This is a genomic window from Hyphococcus flavus, from assembly GCF_028748065.1.
In the GTDB taxonomy this organism is placed as follows: Bacteria; Pseudomonadota; Alphaproteobacteria; order Caulobacterales; family Parvularculaceae; genus Hyphococcus; species Hyphococcus flavus.
This window is the reverse complement of record NZ_CP118166.1, coordinates 1,555,005-1,570,542: the sequence shown is the minus strand read 5'-3', so window position 1 is coordinate 1,570,542 and position 15,538 is coordinate 1,555,005. Positions and strand designations below refer to the sequence as shown.

General features: G+C 56.8%; 15 protein-coding genes and 1 pseudogene. 10 read left to right on the top strand and 6 right to left on the bottom strand.

Going from position 1 to position 15,538, the window contains the following annotated elements; translation table 11 throughout:
• Positions 1-90: 90 nt before the first annotated feature.
• Positions 91-699: a TlpA family protein disulfide reductase gene (locus tag PUV54_RS07640; RefSeq protein ID WP_274495027.1), complete on the bottom strand. Its 609-nt coding sequence runs from the start codon at positions 697-699 to the stop codon at positions 91-93.
• A 29-nt stretch (positions 700-728) separates the two neighbouring features.
• On the opposite strand from PUV54_RS07640, the gene argH reads away from it, so the two are divergent.
• The 3 genes from argH to lysA are packed head-to-tail and all read left to right on the top strand — an operon-like array spanning position 729 to position 3,517.
• Positions 729-2,138: an argininosuccinate lyase gene (gene argH / locus PUV54_RS07635; protein ID WP_274495026.1), complete on the top strand. Its 1,410-nt coding sequence runs from the start codon at positions 729-731 to the stop codon at positions 2,136-2,138.
• Positions 2,139-2,140: 2 nt separating this feature from the next.
• A complete protein-coding gene (gene lptM, locus PUV54_RS16675) occupies positions 2,141-2,251 on the top strand; it encodes an LPS translocon maturation chaperone LptM (protein ID WP_420797926.1) in 111 nt (36 codons plus the stop codon).
• A gap of 3 nt (positions 2,252-2,254) precedes the next feature.
• Complete coding sequence (lysA, locus tag PUV54_RS07630; protein ID WP_274495025.1) at positions 2,255-3,517, top strand: diaminopimelate decarboxylase; 1,263 nt, start codon at positions 2,255-2,257, stop codon at positions 3,515-3,517.
• Here the strand turns inward: lysA and PUV54_RS07625 are convergent.
• Positions 3,514-3,897, bottom strand: a complete 384-nt coding sequence (locus tag PUV54_RS07625) for a DUF5658 family protein (RefSeq protein ID WP_274495024.1) — start codon at positions 3,895-3,897, stop codon at positions 3,514-3,516. The genes lysA and PUV54_RS07625 overlap by 4 nt on opposite strands.
• 136 nt (positions 3,898-4,033) lie before the next feature.
• On the opposite strand from PUV54_RS07625, the gene PUV54_RS07620 reads away from it, so the two are divergent.
• Entirely contained in the window at positions 4,034-6,484 is a 2,451-nt protein-coding gene (locus tag PUV54_RS07620) for a DUF4175 domain-containing protein (RefSeq protein ID WP_274495023.1), read from the top strand.
• On the opposite strand, the gene PUV54_RS07615 is transcribed toward PUV54_RS07620, so the two are convergent.
• Together PUV54_RS07615 and PUV54_RS16670 are read right to left on the bottom strand one after the other, a co-directional pair.
• Positions 6,481-6,996 carry a phosphoribosyltransferase gene (locus tag PUV54_RS07615; RefSeq protein ID WP_274495022.1) on the bottom strand — a complete coding sequence of 172 codons (516 nt, stop codon included), beginning with the start codon at positions 6,994-6,996 and terminating at the stop codon, positions 6,481-6,483. The genes PUV54_RS07620 and PUV54_RS07615 overlap by 4 nt on opposite strands.
• Positions 6,997-8,358: 1,362 nt before the next feature.
• A pseudogene (locus PUV54_RS16670) lies at positions 8,359-8,454 on the bottom strand (zinc-ribbon domain-containing protein); the annotation flags it as partial.
• Between the two features lie 71 nt (positions 8,455-8,525).
• On the opposite strand from PUV54_RS16670, the gene ftsE reads away from it, so the two are divergent.
• From ftsE to PUV54_RS07585, 5 genes are all read left to right on the top strand, one after another.
• Positions 8,526-9,227: a cell division ATP-binding protein FtsE gene (gene ftsE / locus PUV54_RS07605; RefSeq protein ID WP_274495019.1), complete on the top strand. Its 702-nt coding sequence runs from the start codon at positions 8,526-8,528 to the stop codon at positions 9,225-9,227.
• A complete protein-coding gene (locus PUV54_RS07600; protein WP_274495017.1) occupies positions 9,224-10,174 on the top strand; it encodes a cell division protein FtsX in 951 nt (316 codons plus the stop codon). The genes ftsE and PUV54_RS07600 overlap by 4 nt, the downstream gene beginning before the upstream one ends.
• 71 nt (positions 10,175-10,245) lie before the next feature.
• Positions 10,246-10,818 (top strand): YdcF family protein, encoded by a 573-nt coding sequence (locus PUV54_RS07595; RefSeq protein WP_274495016.1) that lies wholly within the window; start codon positions 10,246-10,248, stop codon positions 10,816-10,818.
• 12 nt (positions 10,819-10,830) lie between these two features.
• The gene (locus PUV54_RS07590; protein WP_274495015.1) at positions 10,831-11,568 is read left to right on the top strand and encodes a lysophospholipid acyltransferase family protein; all 738 of its coding nucleotides are present in this window, start codon (positions 10,831-10,833) and stop codon (positions 11,566-11,568) included.
• The gene (locus tag PUV54_RS07585) at positions 11,561-12,556 is read left to right on the top strand and encodes a DUF2125 domain-containing protein (RefSeq protein ID WP_274495014.1); all 996 of its coding nucleotides are present in this window, start codon (positions 11,561-11,563) and stop codon (positions 12,554-12,556) included. Before PUV54_RS07590 ends, PUV54_RS07585 begins: the two co-directional genes overlap by 8 nt.
• On the opposite strand, the gene PUV54_RS07580 is transcribed toward PUV54_RS07585, so the two are convergent.
• Both PUV54_RS07580 and PUV54_RS07575 read right to left on the bottom strand, forming a co-directional pair.
• Positions 12,557-12,910, bottom strand: a complete 354-nt coding sequence (locus PUV54_RS07580) for a MarR family transcriptional regulator (protein ID WP_274495013.1) — start codon at positions 12,908-12,910, stop codon at positions 12,557-12,559. It abuts the gene before it with no gap.
• A gap of 71 nt (positions 12,911-12,981) precedes the next feature.
• The gene (locus PUV54_RS07575; RefSeq protein WP_274495012.1) at positions 12,982-14,352 is read right to left on the bottom strand and encodes a leucyl aminopeptidase family protein; all 1,371 of its coding nucleotides are present in this window, start codon (positions 14,350-14,352) and stop codon (positions 12,982-12,984) included.
• Between the two features lie 117 nt (positions 14,353-14,469).
• On the opposite strand from PUV54_RS07575, the gene PUV54_RS07570 reads away from it, so the two are divergent.
• Complete coding sequence (locus tag PUV54_RS07570) at positions 14,470-15,471, top strand: tetratricopeptide repeat protein (RefSeq protein WP_274495011.1); 1,002 nt, start codon at positions 14,470-14,472, stop codon at positions 15,469-15,471.
• The last annotated feature ends 67 nt before the right edge of the window (positions 15,472-15,538 follow it).

Here is a 15,538-nt window from a genome sequence, read left to right as displayed (position 1 = left end):
AATTTTGCGGCGACCCGGTTTGCGCCTGCCCCTTGCGAATGGGACGTCTATATCGGCATTGCCGCCGGAAACCTAGGGCGCACGCGGTGCTTATGGCATGGCCGAAGCGATGAGACGGCGCGCCTCGGGGCTCGCCCAATCGGCCTCGCCGACAATCCTGCCAACCTCTTCTCCGCTGGCGCTATACAAAATACTGGTCGGAAGGACGTCGGCGCCGCCTACAGAAAAGGCGAATTGCAGATTGGCGTCAGCATAAAGTTTCAGATTTTTAATCTCCAGCCGGTCGAGAAACTGCTGCGCTGTTTCTGGCCCGCGCGGGTCCGCCGCCACAGCGACAACCTCAAAGCGCTGGCCGCCAAGATCGCCTTCAAGCTGATCTAGTGACGGAAGTTCGACGAGACACGGCGCGCAGGTCGTCGCCCAGAAGTTGACCAGAACAGCCTTGCCGCGAAAATCCGCCAGAGTCATTGGCTCGCCATTATGGTCAAAACCGACATCGGAAGCGCCGCGCGGCGGAAACGTGTAGGTGAAGTCAGCCATCTCGCCTACAAGCAATGCTTGGTCATGGTCTAATGCGGAAGGTTCGCTCGGGCCTGATGGGCCCAGGCTTGCATTCACGATAAAATAGAGGAGAAACAACGCGCCAAGGCCGCCCCAGACGAGGAGCCAGAAACGCGGCTGTTTGATGATATCCGTCATTTTCCCTTCAACCTATTAAGTATTGCGCCATGTCAGATAAGACCGAAAGAGAAGAAAACCAAATGTGGGGCGGGCGATTTTCGCAAGGCCCCGCGGAAATCATGGAAGCGATCAATGCGTCCATCGATATCGATAAGCGGTTGTGGCGCGAGGATATCGCTGGTTCGAAGGCCCATGCGGCGATGCTGGCGGCGGCGGGGATTATTTCAGATGAAGACGCACGCGCAATCCTGAACGGGCTCGACCAGATCGCGGGTGAGATCGAAAGCGGCGCTTTCAAGTTCAGCCGCGCGCTTGAAGACATTCATATGAATATCGAGGCGCGTCTGAAAGAAATCATCGGCGAGCCGGCAGGCCGGCTTCACACGGCGCGCTCGCGCAACGACCAGGTAGCAACGGATTTCAGACTATGGTGCCGGCGCGCTTGTGACGAAGCTGAAACTGCGCTCAAGACCCTGATGCGAGCGCTTGCAGTACAAGCCGAAACGCATGCTGACGCGGTCATGCCCGGCTTTACCCATTTGCAAACGGCGCAGCCTGTGACCTTCGGTCATCACTTGCTGGCCTATGTTGAAATGTTTTCCCGCGATGCGGGCCGTTTCGCCGACGCGCGCAAGCGCATGAACGAATGTCCGCTCGGCGCGGCGGCTCTCGCCGGAACGCCATTTCCTATTGACCGGAAAACAACCGCAAACGCGCTAGGGTTTGACCGTCCCTGCGCGAACTCACTTGACGCAGTATCCTCGCGCGATTTTGCGCTTGAACTTTTATCCGCAGCAGCCATTACGGCTATGCATCTTTCGCGCCTTGCGGAAGAAATCGTGCTTTGGACGTCACCGCAATTTGGCTTTGCCTCTCTAAGCGATGCGTTCTCGACCGGCTCATCAATCATGCCGCAAAAACGCAACCCGGACGCCGCCGAACTTGTGCGTGCGAAAACCGGCCGCATCTATGGCTCGCTCAACAGCTTACTATCAGTGATGAAAGCACTGCCTCTCGCCTACGCCAAGGATCTGCAGGAAGACAAAGCCGCGACCTTCGAGGCGGTAGATGCGCTGGCGTTAGCGACAGCCGCTATGACTGGCATGATTGGCGACATTTCAATCAACCGCGACGCCATGAAAGACGCCGCCGCGCGTGGATACTCGACCGCGACAGACCTTGCTGACTGGCTCGTGCGCGAACTTAAAACGCCGTTCCGGGACGCCCATCATATCACCGGAAGGATCGTCGCCATCGCTGAAAGTAAATCAGTCAGGCTCGATCAATTGAAACTGGGCGACATGCAAGCCGTGGAAAAGCGCATCACTGAAAATGTGTTCTCCGTTCTTTCGGTCGAAGCTTCCGTCGCCTCGCGTAAAGCCTATGGCGGAACCGCGCCGGAAAATGTTAAGCGTGAAGCGAGCCGCTGGCTTGCGGCTCTGACAAAGGAGAATTGATCATGCGTGCTATCCTTGTTCTCGCCGCGCTTGTACTCGCTGTTTCTGCTTGCGGCAAGAAAGCGCCGTTACGCGCGCCAGGAGAACCACAAGAAGAAACCAGCGCTGGATAAACCGTGCATCACTTCGATTATCGTGATGGCCGCCTTTATGCGGAAGGTATCGACGTCGCAAAACTGGCGGGCGACATTGGAACGCCTTTTTACGTCTATTCCGAAGCGACATTGCGCCGGCATATAAGCGTCTTTTCAAATGCGTTTTCCGACACCGACATTCTGGTCGCCTATTCCGTCAAAGCGAATTCAAATCTTGCCATCCTGCGCATTCTCGCAAACGAGGGGGCTGGCGCTGATGTAGTTTCCGGCGGCGAACTTGCCCGCGCCCTTAAAGCCGGCATTCCGCCGCAAAAGATTGTCTTTTCCGGTGTCGGAAAGACAGAAGAAGAAATGCGCGCCGCGCTGGAAGCTGGAATTTATCAATTCAACGTTGAATCGGAACCGGAACTTGACGTCCTGGATGCGCTTTCCTTGAAGCTTGGCAAACAGGCGCCTGTCGCCATTCGCGCCAACCCGGACGTCGCCGCGGGTGGTCATGATAAAATTTCCACCGGCCGAAAAGAAGACAAATTCGGCGTCGCCTGGGCTGACGCAAGACGTCTGTACGCAAAAGCGCGCGCCATGAAAGGCGTGCTCATCAAAGGGCTCGATTTACACATCGGGTCGCAAATTTCGGAACTCGCGCCGTTCGAAGCAGCGTTCCGTAAAGCCGCTGATCTTATTACGGATCTGCGTGCAGATGGTTGCGCCATTGAACGTCTTGACCTGGGCGGCGGGCTCGGCATTCCTTACGGCGCCGGCGCTGTTCCGCCGCATCCGGATGAATATGCGAAACTCATCAAACGAGTCACGGCGCCATTAAATGTTCAGTTGATCTTTGAGCCTGGCCGCATGATCGCCGGCAACGCAGGCATTCTTGTCACACGGGTAATCTATGACAAAAAAGGCGAAGCACGCCGGTTTCTGATTGTGGACGCTGCGATGAACGACCTTATTCGTCCGGCGCTTTATGACGCACATCACGATATCCTGCCCGTGGCAAAACATGCCGAGGCGTCTGACGTAACTTATGACGTCGTCGGACCAGTTTGCGAGTCCAGCGACTTTTTCGCCAAGGCGCGCAAGCTACCGGAAGTCGCACCCGGCGAATACGTTGCGATCATGTCCGCAGGCGCATACGGCGCGGTTCAGGCCTCGCAATATAATTCGCGCCCGCTTGTGCCGGAGGTGCTGGTCAACGGCGACAAATACGCTCTGATCCGCCGGCGCCCGTCGCTTGAAGATATGTTGTCCCTGGAATCAAATCCCGAGTGGCTTGATTAAACCACGCCAGCGATCGAAAAATTGTTCCACACGATCCAGGCGTTTCCGGCGGTCGCAACGCCAAAAAAAGCAAGCACGATCCAGTGCGGAAACCACAGAACCATGAAACTGATCAATCCTTGCAGCGCAAGCTTGGCGAGTATCCACCCCTCGCCCATATGCGTCATCATCGCATTGAGGATAGGATTGGCCTCGACCCCGGCCCCTGCTTCTAGCGCGATTACCGTTGAAACGATGTCCGCGATCCCCACAAAGTTGTAGATAATGACGAACGTACAGGCCGTAATGCGCCGCAATTGAGAAGCGCGCGAATGCGCAGCCTCTTCGGAGAGCTTCTGGCGGCGTTTCGATGAAGCGAGCGTAAAAACCAAGCCTGACAATCTCCGTTTCGTTAACCTATTCTCGCCCCAATGACTTCATCATGTCCAACCGGGCTTGCCGAACCGGTCAGAATGACCAATGCATGAGGCGAACAACATCGACGAGCGCCACTACCCCATGTAGACTGCAAGAAGTATGACGAGCGAGTTGAGCCAGACACAACCCAAAGCGCGCCGCGCGCGAAGACGTCTTCCCGGCAGGGCGGCCGTTTCTTTGACCCGCCTTGTCCTGTTTTGGGAACGGCTGTGGCCGGCAATTCTGCCCGCGCTTTTTATTCCGCTGATCCTCGCAATCGTCAGCCTGTTCGATTTGTGGGCTGTTCTCCCGGTCTGGCTGCATTGGGCTGCGTTAACATTAAGCGGCGCCGGCTTCGCGGCTCTCCTGTTTCGCGATCTTCGCTCACTCAGGTTTCCCTCGCGGCGCGAAGCGCAAACACGCCTTGAGGAAGACGGCAAGGTCGATCACGCAGCATTGCAGGCGCTTGATGACAAACCTTCCGCCAGTGGCGATGCTTCCTCACCCTTATGGCAGGCGCATCTCGCTGACATGCGCGAACGAGCAAAAAAAGCCAGACTGAAAAACGTAAGAGCAACCGCTGAGGCTAGCGACCCCTGGGGCTTGCGCTACACGGGGCTCGGCGTTCTGGTCGTCGCCTTGGTTGCGAGCGGCGGCGAAACGCACGAACGCCTCCTCGCGGGCATGCAACCACACAACACCGGTTCTGCGAAACTTGTCGCCGATCTCTGGATAGAACCGCCCGATTACGCCAACAAGGCGCCGATCTATCTGTTACAGTCCGGACAAGAGCTAAGCGAACAGTCAGCACAAGTGAATGCGCCTGAAGGGTCTGTTCTGAAGGCGCAACTCAACGGTCGTGGCCATGCATCGCTGTCATTTCAGACGGAAATGAATTCCACTGATGCGGAATTTGTTCGCAATGGCTCAGCCGCCAAAGCAGAACTGCCCATTGATGCTAGTGGACTTTTGAAGCTCTCCTTAGGCGGACGGACTGCCGCTTGGCCGATTGGCGTCATCGCCGATGAGGCGCCAAGTGTCGCCTACACAACCCCACCGGCGCGCACGGATGATGGGCGGTTGCATTTAGCCATAACGATTGAAGATGATTACGCCGTCGCCTCTGCGGAACTCGTATTGCGACTCGATCCGGAACAGGAGCGTCCGATTGACTCGCCAGCGTTCACGCCGGGCTCGCTCGACGAACGCCGCCGCATCCCGCTTGAGGGAGTCACCGGCGCCAGCGGAGAACGCGCCGCCACGCTTGATCTGCAGGCTGACCCATGGGCCGGGCTTCGCGTTCTCGCCAAAGTCGTTGTCACCGACGGGGCCGGGCAATCCGGCGAAACCGAAACCGTCGCGGCGACCTTGCCGGAACGCATATTTTACAATCCAGTTGCAAAGGCCGTCATTGAGCAGCGTCAACATTTAGCGGTTGCTTCCGCTGACTGGCCACGCGTTGCCCGCGCGTTCGACGCCGTCACGCTAGCGCCGGACATTTTTTATGACGAAAAGCCGAAAAACTATCTGATGCTGCGCGCGGCGTTCTGGCGGGTCATGCGACAGGACGGCGAAAATTTCGATGATGCAGTCGAAAAGTTTTGGCCTCTCGCCCTTCAGCTTGAAGATGAGGCCCTTGAACTGGCCAGACAACGCCTTGAAGCCGCGCAGGAAGCGTTGCGACAGGCGCTAGAACGCGGTGCGAGTGATGAGGAAATCAATCGCCTCGTGGAAGAAATGCGTCAGGCCATGAACGATTACCTGAACGCGCTTGCACAATCAGGCCAGCCTATGGATGGCGAGACGCAACGTAATGCGCAGCAGCTCGACCAATCCGATCTCGACGAGATGCTCAATTCTATTCGCGACCTTTCCCAGCAGGGCGCCGATAACGCCGCGCGGCAAATGTTGTCTGACCTTGAAAATCTGCTGAACAATCTGCGCCTGTCACAGAGCGGTCAGGGCAGCGGGTCCGGTCAGGGCGAGGCTGGGCAAAGCCAGGAAGGCCAGGCGGCCGGGCAAGCAGGAGAATTGATCGGAAGGCAGCGGGAACTTGCAGACGAAGCCTTTGAACGCGGGCGAAATCCGGAAGCAACGGGTGACGATCTTGCCAATCGTGAAGGCGCCCTTGGCGGCGACCTTGATGAACTCATGGATGGGCTAGCCGCTGATCCAAGTCTTGACCCGAATGGCGACGCCGCCCGCGCGCTTGGCCGCGCCCGCAGCGCCATGCGTGAAGCAGAAGGCGCATTAGACGCCGAACAGTTCGGCGGCGCCAGTGACGCTATGGAACGCGCTATCGACAATCTTCGCGACGGTGCAGAAGCGCTCGCTCGCGAACAAATGCGTCAGGCGCAGCAAGGACAAGGTCAAGAAGGTGAGCGCGGGCCTGGAGTTGACCCGCTAGGCCGCCCCGCCGGTGATGCGCCGGGTGAAGGTGTTGAAGTCCCCGGCGAAGGCGAAGCCGGCCGCACACGCGCGGTCATTGAAGAATTACGACGGCGTCTTGGTCAGCCCGGACGTGATGATGAAGAAAAAGAATATCTGGAACGGCTGTTAGAACGGTTCTAATTCACCGCACCGAGAAGCGGCACGCCGCGCATGCGCCCGCCATCGTCCATGCCATAACCAACAAGGAAATCATCGGCGTTCGCCTCGAATCCGATATAGTCGCAATGAATATCTTCCGCATGCCCCGTAAGTTTTTTGACGAAGACACAAGTTTTCACTTCAGCGGCGCCGCGATCCTCGACCATGCCTTTACCGAAATGAAGTGATCGGCCAGTGTCGAGAACATCATCCAGCAACAAGACTGTTTTGCCTTCGACATCTACTGAAAAGTCTTTCAGCAGCGTCACGACGCCCGAAGAAGATCGCGCGCCCGCATAGGAGGAAAGCTGAACAAAATCCACATAAGGATCGCTTCCGTATTTATAAAGCGCGCGCAATAAATCAGCCGCAAAAATAAAAGCGCCTGTCAGAACCGGCGCCAGGAGAAAGTCTTTCGGCAAATCTTCCGCCATCTGACGCGCCATCTCATCAACGCGTTCAGCGATCTGTTGTTCGGTATAAAGCGTGCGCATTGAATTCCCCGTCCGCATTCATCTAGGTGATGAAGGGTCATAGGGGCAAGAACGCCTTTCCGCCACCCGAAATTGCTTGTGGAAAAATCAGTCGTCCGGCGACAACAGGCTATCCAGCACGCTTCTTGACGGCGCAAAGGAAAGCGCGACCTCGGTGACGCCTTCTGGCGCTGGTACGCGCGTCATAAAATCTATGGACGCGCCGGTGGCGACTTCGTTTTCAAGGGCGGTGAAAGTCCAGCGCGCCAACAGCTCTCCGCGCGGGCCCAGGGCTTCAGCCTGAAGCAGCGGCGCAACAACCATTTCATCGCTTTCATTTCGGAGATTGCCAGTAATTTCTATTGTCGGGCCAGCGGTCGAGATCGCGAGCCGATGCCGCACGTCCTCGATGGAAAGACCGTATGGGTTCGCCTCAATACCGATCACCGCATAGGCGTCGGCTGCTTTCGGCGCCATTTTCACAATATCTTCGCGATACGCGACAATGCCGTAACTTAGACCAGCAACAACAGCGATCCAGGCGGTCCAGCCGAATACGCGCAGCGGCGTCAGCCGGTTTTTCTCACGCGACTCTGCTCGCCGACGCGCCTTTCTGATTGCACGCTCCAGTTCGCGCGGCGTCACACGAAGCGCGGCGAAGAATTCATCATCAAGGTCGTCTGGATCAATAGGACGTACATCTTCCATCCGCGCCAAAGCCGTTGCACGGCGGCGTCCGGCGCGAATACGGCGCCCGAAGCCGCGTTGGCGTTCCCCGTCCTCTTCCTCGACGTCTTCCCAGTCTGCATCGACGACATCGATAAATTCTTCTTCATCACGATAGTCGCGATCGTCTTCATCGGCGTCGCTGGCAAGGTCCGAGCGATCGCCATCTTCTTCATCAGCAAAACGCAAGGATTCGCGCTTGCTTGCCCGATCCTTTTCGTCTTCTTCCTTGTGCTTGCGACGGCGCGCAAAGAATGGCCGGCGTTCGCTCTCGTCTTCATCCTCTTCGACAATGAACTGGCGGCCCTTGCGCCATCCCTTCGGCGCCGGATCGTCATCTTCTTCGAACTTTTTCCTGTGCGGACGAGCATCGTCGTCATCAAAGTCGCGCGCATCATGTTTTTTTGACGACGGCGAATCGAACAACGAATCATCATCTTCTTCGTCGTCAAACGAGGTATCTTCGCGCTCTTTTCTGGATTTGCGGCCCTTGCGAGGTTCTTCTTCCTCAGCCAAACCGACTTTTACACGCTTGTCACGGCGAGGCTCACCTGCACTCCGTTCGTCTTTATCTTCGCGGGCGGCTTTTTTGCGCGGCTTGTCATCGTCAAGCGGCTCCATATCCAGGAGCTCCGGCGCTGGCACAAACCAGCTCTCTCCGCAGGAGGAGCAGCGCACCGAACGCCCGCTTGGGGAAAACCGTTCGTCATCGACGTCATAGCGCGTGGCGCAATCGGGACAGGTGATTATCATGACAGGTCAGAATCGTTTATGTGTTGGCGAATTGCGCCGTCGAATCGTCGGCGCGCTCTATTGAGACCGGGATGAGAATGGAATCCGGAAAAGAAATTGTGTGCTTCGAAAACGCCGGCCTTGCTTACGAGGATGCCCCGGAAACCCTCTCCGACGTCTCCATGAGGCTTGAGGAAGGAGAATTCCGCTTTCTTACCGGACCATCTGGCGCCGGCAAGACGACGCTGCTTAAAATGATTTATCTTGCGCACAGACCGACGCGCGGCGCCTTTCGCCTGTTCGGTGAGGACGCCATGGAGGCGCCCCGCGAAGCCTTGCCGGCTTTGCGAAGACGCATTGGCGTCGTCTTTCAGGAATTTCGACTCCTCGACCATCTCACCGCCTTTGAAAATGTCGCGCTCCCCATGAAAGTCGCGGGCGTTAACCAAAACCAATACCGCGAAGACGTAAGCGAACTCTTAAATTGGGTAGGATTGGGACACCGTATGGGCGCGAAACCGGCCACTTTGTCCGGTGGCGAGAAACAACGCGTGGCGCTGGCGCGCGCGCTCGTGTCAAAGCCAGACCTCATTCTTGCGGACGAGCCCACGGGCAATGTCGATCCGGCCATGGGCGAGCGCATTATGAAATTGTTCGTAGAGCTTAATAAATTGGGCGCCGCCGTTATTGTCGCGACCCATGACCTGCATCTTGTCCAGTCGATTGGTAAGCCTGTGTTAAGAATCGCTGACGGCAAAGTCACACGCAGCGCCGGGGTGGGAGGCGCTGCATGACGCAGGAAGAATCGCAAGCGGCAGAAACCGAAGGCGATGCGCCGCAACCCCGCTGGCAACTGTTCCGCAACCGCGCAGCGCCTTTGCTGCCCGAAGCTGGCGCCGCTGGCGCGCCGCTGGTGGCGGTTATCACCGTCATGTCGTTTCTTGCAGTGCTCGCCATGGCTTCATTACTGATGGTCAATCGCGCAGCAAGCGAATGGACATCCGAATTACGGTCTGAAATTACCGTCCAAATCAAAGGCGCGAATGAAACCGAAATCGCCGCCGGGGTATCCGCCGCATTACGCGTCCTGGAAGAAACCGAGGGCGTCATTGAAGCCGAGGAACGTGGGCGCGAAGAGACCGCAGCGCTGCTTGAACCGTGGCTGGGGCAAGGAAACGCCAGCGCGTTTTTGAACATACCCGCCATTATCGAAGTTAAAGCCACGCCCACGCTTCACGACAATCTTGAGCTATTGCGCAACCGTCTGGAGGCAGCGGCGCCGGGCGCCAGTCTAGACGATCATTCCCGCTGGCATGATCGACTTTCAAACGCTGCCCGATCTGGTCAAGCCATGGCGTTCGGCGTTTTCCTGCTGGTGATGGGGGCGGCGTGCGCCATCTCAATTTTCGCGGCCCGCGCCGGGCTTGCCGCCAATCATGAGATTGTCTCCGTCCTTCACCTGGTGGGCGCAACTGATGATTTCATTGCAACGGAAGTTCAGCGGCGATTTTTCATACTGGGGTTACGCGGCGCGGTTCTGGGGCTTGCCGCCGCACTGCTGGCGCTAGGGCTTACAGGCATGGTCATGCGATCTGGGCTCGCGGCGGATTCATTCCTGCCGGAATTTTCAGTCGGCGGCTTCATGATTCTGTGGTTGCTCGCCGCCCCTGTCGCCACCTGCCTTGTCACGGCGCTCACCGCCCGCCTTACGGTTTTGAAAACATTAAGCCGCCAGTATTAATCCGGCTGGACCGCCCTACCCGCAATCGGGTAACTTTTCCTCAGAACCGCCTTCCGGAGACAGTATCGATTGTGAAAAGCGTTCTATCCGTATTGACCGGCATTGCGCTGTTGTGGGTGCTGGGTTTCGCCGTTTTCGTATGGCGATTGCCCGCGCCTACTACTGAAAACCCGAAGCTAGCCGATGGCGTGGTCGTATTTACGGGCGGCGGCGGCGCACGCATATCAGCGGCGATGTCCGTCTTCTCAGATGGTGCTGGCGAGCGGCTTTTAATCTCCGGGGTTCATCCCGATACGTCATTAGCGAGACTGTCCGAGCTGTGGCGCGGCGAGGCTGACCGCTTTTCGTGTTGCGTCGATCTCGGTCATGAAGCCCTGTCCACAGAGGGCAACGCCAACGAGCTTGCTGCATGGGCGACAAGCAACAAATTCAGTTCCATTATTCTCGTCACATCCGACTATCACATGCCGCGGGCCATCATCGCGACGAGGGCGAAAATGAAAAACGCCATCATCACGCCACACCCCGTTGCGTCGGGCTATCTTGACGCTAAAGGCCGTCCGGCCTCAATCAAAGCGACCGGCAATCTTGCTGGAGAATATTCGAAATTCTTGCTCGCGTATGCGGCCGCGCTGTTCGCTTAAGGCGCTATAAGCATGTTACTACGCATACGGTCGATTTGTTTTGCCGCGTTTATAGTATTCTTTGTAGGGTTTATAGGTTTCTTTTGCTTGCCGGCAGCGCTGTTCGGGCGACGCGCCGCACAAGCAACAGTCAAATCCTGGTCAAAGACGGGGCTTGATGCTCTCAAGCTTATCACTGGCATGACATACAGGATTGAGGGGGCGGAAAACATTCCCACCGGCGGCGCAATCGTCGCTGCAAATCATCAATCCATGTGGGAAACAATCGCACTTGTAGCCATCCTGCCGCGACCGGTAATTTCATTGAAACAAGAGTTGCTGTGGGTCCCGGTTTACGGTTGGTGGGCAAAGCTGGCGGGCCATATTCCCATCGATCGGAAAGGAGGCGCCAAGGCATTGCGCGCGTTCACCCGCATTGCAAAGGAACGAATTGACGAGGGTAATCAGGTTATTGTTTTCCCTGAAGGAACCCGCATTCAACCCGGACAGACGTCGCGGTTTTTGCCCGGCGCTGCAGGAATATACACGACCGCCAATGCGCCATGCACGCCAGCCGCCCATGACAGCGGACGTTTCTGGACGCACCCAGGCATTGAACGCAAGCCAGGTGTTGTAACGCTGCGGTTTCTGCCGCCGATAGCGCCCGGCCTTGATCGCAAGACTTTTCTCAAGGAACTAAAGGCCCAAATCGAAGCAGCGCGGCCCGATCTGGAAAATACGCCGCTGGAAAAGGAGAAGTCCGTTGGCTGAACATCACCATCGTTTAAGCCGACGCTGGCTCTATATTCCTTTTATCATCGCTGGCGTCATTCTCATCGGCTATTACATGCTCTGGCGCACCGGTGCCGCCGAAATGAAAAAGGGCGTTGAAGCGTGGGTCGCGGATCAACGCAGCGCAGGACTCGAAATCACACATGGCCCGATAACGTCAGACGGATTTCCTTTTTTTCTGCGCGTGCATGTCGATAATCCTGACATATCGCAGCCCGACCTCTGGCGCTGGCGAACAAGCCGCCTGACGATGGATGCGCTTCCGTACGATCTGAGAAAACTGATTTTCTCCACTCGCACCGAGCAATATCTATGGACAGAAGATCATGGCGAGTGGCGGGTTATTGCAAAAGACTTCAGAACATCAATCTCAGCCGATGATACGCGCGGGTGGGTTTTCGCCACGACAATTGGCGAGGGATCCGCGACAAGAATGCACACAGACGAAACAATCCAGATTGAAAATCTGAAACTGGACCTTGCCCCCGATAGCGCCGAAAACACGACCCTGACCCTAAACCTCGCCGCCACAGGCCTTTCCGCCATTAACGGCGCGAAGGCTGTTGAACTAGATACTTTCAGGACAATGCTTGCCCTCACTCATACCGATGCGTTCGCTTTCGCTGACCCTGTCTCAGTCTGGCGCCAGGCAGGCGGAAGATTGATCATCAGGGGATTGTCGGCCGAGATTGACGACGCCCATGTCATGATCGCCGGGGAGATCAACCTGGACTCGGAAAACTATCCGGCGGGCCAGCTAAATACAGAGATCGTCAACCCGGCCGTTTTCACAGAAGTGCTGCATACAGGCGGCGCAATCAGCCGAAATGAAGCGCAATCCGTGGCTGCCGCCCTTTCACTCGCCGCCATCGCCGGCGGCGGCAAAATCAATGCACCAATTCATTTAAAGGATAAGACGGCGCAGATCGCCGGCGTCACGCTCGCCGGCCTGCCCAAGGTTGACTGATTATCCGTACATCGCCTCTAGCGTCGGAGCGCCGGAATAAGACTCAACGAGGCGCGCGAAGTTATCAAGATAAATCGCGCCTTCGGCTGTCTTCCGTACAATGACGATACGCTTGTCATTATCGTCACGCACGCGTTTGATGAAGCCAAGAATAGAGAGCGCATCCAGGGCGCGCGATATCGCAGGTTTCGGCACATTCAGGTCTCGCGCAAGCGCACGAACCGTATGCGGTCCGGGTTTGAGATAAACCGTCAACAAAATAGACCACTGGCGCATGGACAGATCGGGGTTGTCCGCGCGCACCGCGTCGCACATTACTTCCCGCCAGCTTGTGAGAATATCTGTCGCCGCCATCGTCCGGCCTTACGCTAAACCCTGATTGCCAAACACTATGCTTGCCCCTGTTCGGCGCAAAAGCGCAAGAGCTATTCGGCGGGGAAGCGAGCTGACAATACCTCAAACAAGGCGCGGATCGCTTGCGCCTCGCCCCCTGCGGGCCGCCCGGGCAGCGCCTTTGGCCGCCACGCATAAATATCAAAATGCATCCACGCCCCGGCGCCATCCGCAAATTTCTTTAAAAACAGCGCAGCTGTTATCGACCCGGCAAAGGAACCGCCGGAAATATGGTTCACATCAGCGATCTGCGAAGACAGCATAGTCTCGTAATTTCGCCATAACGGCATGCGCCACACCGGATCGGATACCGCTGTGCCCGCACGCTCAAGAGCGCTGACGAGCCCTTCGTCATCACAATAAAATGGCGCGAGTTCCGGACCAAGCGCTACGCGTGCAGCCCCCGTCAGAGTCGCCAAGGATATCATCAACTCAGGCTTTTCCTCACCGCCCAACGTCAAAGCATCAGCCAGAATTAAGCGCCCTTCCGCATCGGTATTGCCAATTTCGACGGTAAGGCCTCTACGGCTGGGTAAGATATCTCCGGGCCGGAATGCATTTCCAGATATGGCGTTTTCGACTGCTGGCACCAGCACCCGCAACCGCACCTTGAGTTTCGACTTCATGATCATGCGGGCAAGGGCCAATGTATGTGCGCCGCCGCCCATGTCTTTTTTCATCAGCGCCATACCGGCGCCGCCCTTGATATTCAATCCACCCGAGTCAAATGTAACGCCCTTACCAACAAGTGTGAGTTTTGGCGCGTCAATCTCACCCCATGTCATATCAATAAGCCGAGGCGGACTGGCGGCCGCGCGCCCCACCGCATGGATCATGGGCAGGTTTTCAGCGAGAAGGTTTTCGCCCTCGATGACGCTGATTTGCGCACCACATTCTTCCGCAAGGTTTCGCGCGGCATGTTCAAGGGCTTCAGGCCCCATATCGCCTGCGGGCGTGTTTACAAGATCGCGAACCAGGCAAACCGCTTCCATCGCTCGGCGCGCGGCCTTGCAATCAGCGTTTTCAGGCGCAATCAGCCGAGCGTTCGCAGGTTTTTGCTGTTTATAGCGGTCAAAACGGTAGCCCCCCATGAGCCAACCCAACGCAGCGAGCGTCGCCGTCTGCTCATCAAGCGAAGCGGCGAAAACATAGTCACCTTCCGGCAACTTTTCCGCCGCCGCCGCGGACAAGAACGGATCAGCGCCATCGCCGAGGCCCAACAGCACGCCCTCGTCATTGGCGAGAACAGCGCCAGCCTCTCCATTGAAGCCATTCGCGCCAGCTAGCCTCTTTAAAGTCTCCGGCGCTTCGATCTCATCGAGCCCGCCCTCAGCAACCATGAAGATGTTCTTTGCCGCATTCGCAGCTTTTTGTTCATAGTCGCTTAACATTTCATCACGCATGAATAATCCGTTAACTTACCATTTTGATCGCACATTAAGCATACGGTTAAGCCTTTATTGAATTCCTTGCGTCAACATCGCGTCGAACTCAAGCGGAATTTACTAAAGGCTTATCCCATGCTTAACGCATTACAGCTTGCAGCAAAACACACGATTATCAACACGTCAGCGATTTTGATGCTGGCGGCCTGCGCGAGTACGAAATCGTCCAGTTCGGCTGATGTCGGCAATGACGAATATCGCGAGGCCATTGGCGTATTTTCCGACCCCCAGGTTGACGCGGGCATGGACCCCATCGCCTCTGCGGCGTTCTGGGGCACGCGATATAACACGGATCAATCAAATCCGGATGTAGCAGTTCGTTTTTCCAAATCTTTGCGAAAGATTGGCTCAAACGATGAAGCTGTCGGCGTGATGCAAAAGATCACCACCCAGCATCCGGAGAATGCCGCCGTGAACCTGGAGTACGGCAAGGTGCTTGTGCAAAGCGGTCGTGCTTTTGAAGCTGTGCGTTTTCTTGAAGCAGCCGTTGCAAAAACGCCAAGCGATTGGCGGGCGTTATCTGCTTATGGCGTGGCGCTTGATCAGATCGGCGAACATGAAGCCGCACGATCAAAGTATGACAGAGCGCTCGCGATGTCCCCGGGCGAAGTCATGGTGACAAACAACAAAGGGCTTTCCTACGCGCTTGAAGGCAATCTTTCCATGGCGCGGGTAACCCTTAGACAGGCGGCCACACGGCCGGGCGCCGATTCACGCGTTCGTCAAAATCTCGCGCTGGTAATGGCGCTGTCCGGCAAGATGGCGGAAGCGGAACGTCTAGCGCGCTCGGACTTGCCGCCAATTGTCGCCGACAACAATATCGACGTCTACCGTCAGCTAATGAACCAGCCTGCTTACTGGGAAGAATATGCAAGCGGCGATGTTGAAACGCCCGATTTCGATAATGTTCCGGCTGCGCCGCTGTCGCCTTCGCCAAAACCTCAACTGCGTGAAGAACAACAGCCTGATAATGACGAAAATTCTGACGGCGCCCCTGTAGCGCTGATCGAAGTGGCGCCGGTAAATCCGGTCACCAATGCTTCGGCGGGTGTGGAGCTAAAAAAAGACGAAGAATAAGGCTCCAGGTTGCGTAAAAGCTGTTGCGTTAACGTCTAGCCGCCCCGTGCGAACAGCCGGGGCGGTT

What these genes read in the sequence shown, in the direction of transcription:
- PUV54_RS07640 (WP_274495027.1), bottom strand. Translation starts at nt 699, where the DNA reads ATGACGGATATCATCAAACAGCCGCGTTTCTGGCTCCTCGTCTGGGGC.
- argH (WP_274495026.1), top strand. Translation starts at nt 729, where the DNA reads ATGTCAGATAAGACCGAAAGAGAAGAAAACCAAATGTGGGGCGGGCGA.
- lptM (WP_420797926.1), top strand. Translation starts at nt 2,141, where the DNA reads ATGCGTGCTATCCTTGTTCTCGCCGCGCTTGTACTCGCTGTTTCTGCT.
- PUV54_RS07620 (WP_274495023.1), top strand. Translation starts at nt 4,034, where the DNA reads ATGACGAGCGAGTTGAGCCAGACACAACCCAAAGCGCGCCGCGCGCGA.
- PUV54_RS07615 (WP_274495022.1), bottom strand. Translation starts at nt 6,996, where the DNA reads ATGCGCACGCTTTATACCGAACAACAGATCGCTGAACGCGTTGATGAG.
- ftsE (WP_274495019.1), top strand. Translation starts at nt 8,526, where the DNA reads ATGAGAATGGAATCCGGAAAAGAAATTGTGTGCTTCGAAAACGCCGGC.
- PUV54_RS07600 (WP_274495017.1), top strand. Translation starts at nt 9,224, where the DNA reads ATGACGCAGGAAGAATCGCAAGCGGCAGAAACCGAAGGCGATGCGCCG.
- PUV54_RS07590 (WP_274495015.1), top strand. Translation starts at nt 10,831, where the DNA reads ATGTTACTACGCATACGGTCGATTTGTTTTGCCGCGTTTATAGTATTC.
- PUV54_RS07580 (WP_274495013.1), bottom strand. Translation starts at nt 12,910, where the DNA reads ATGGCGGCGACAGATATTCTCACAAGCTGGCGGGAAGTAATGTGCGAC.
- PUV54_RS07575 (WP_274495012.1), bottom strand. Translation starts at nt 14,352, where the DNA reads ATGCGTGATGAAATGTTAAGCGACTATGAACAAAAAGCTGCGAATGCG.
- PUV54_RS07570 (WP_274495011.1), top strand. Translation starts at nt 14,470, where the DNA reads ATGCTTAACGCATTACAGCTTGCAGCAAAACACACGATTATCAACACG.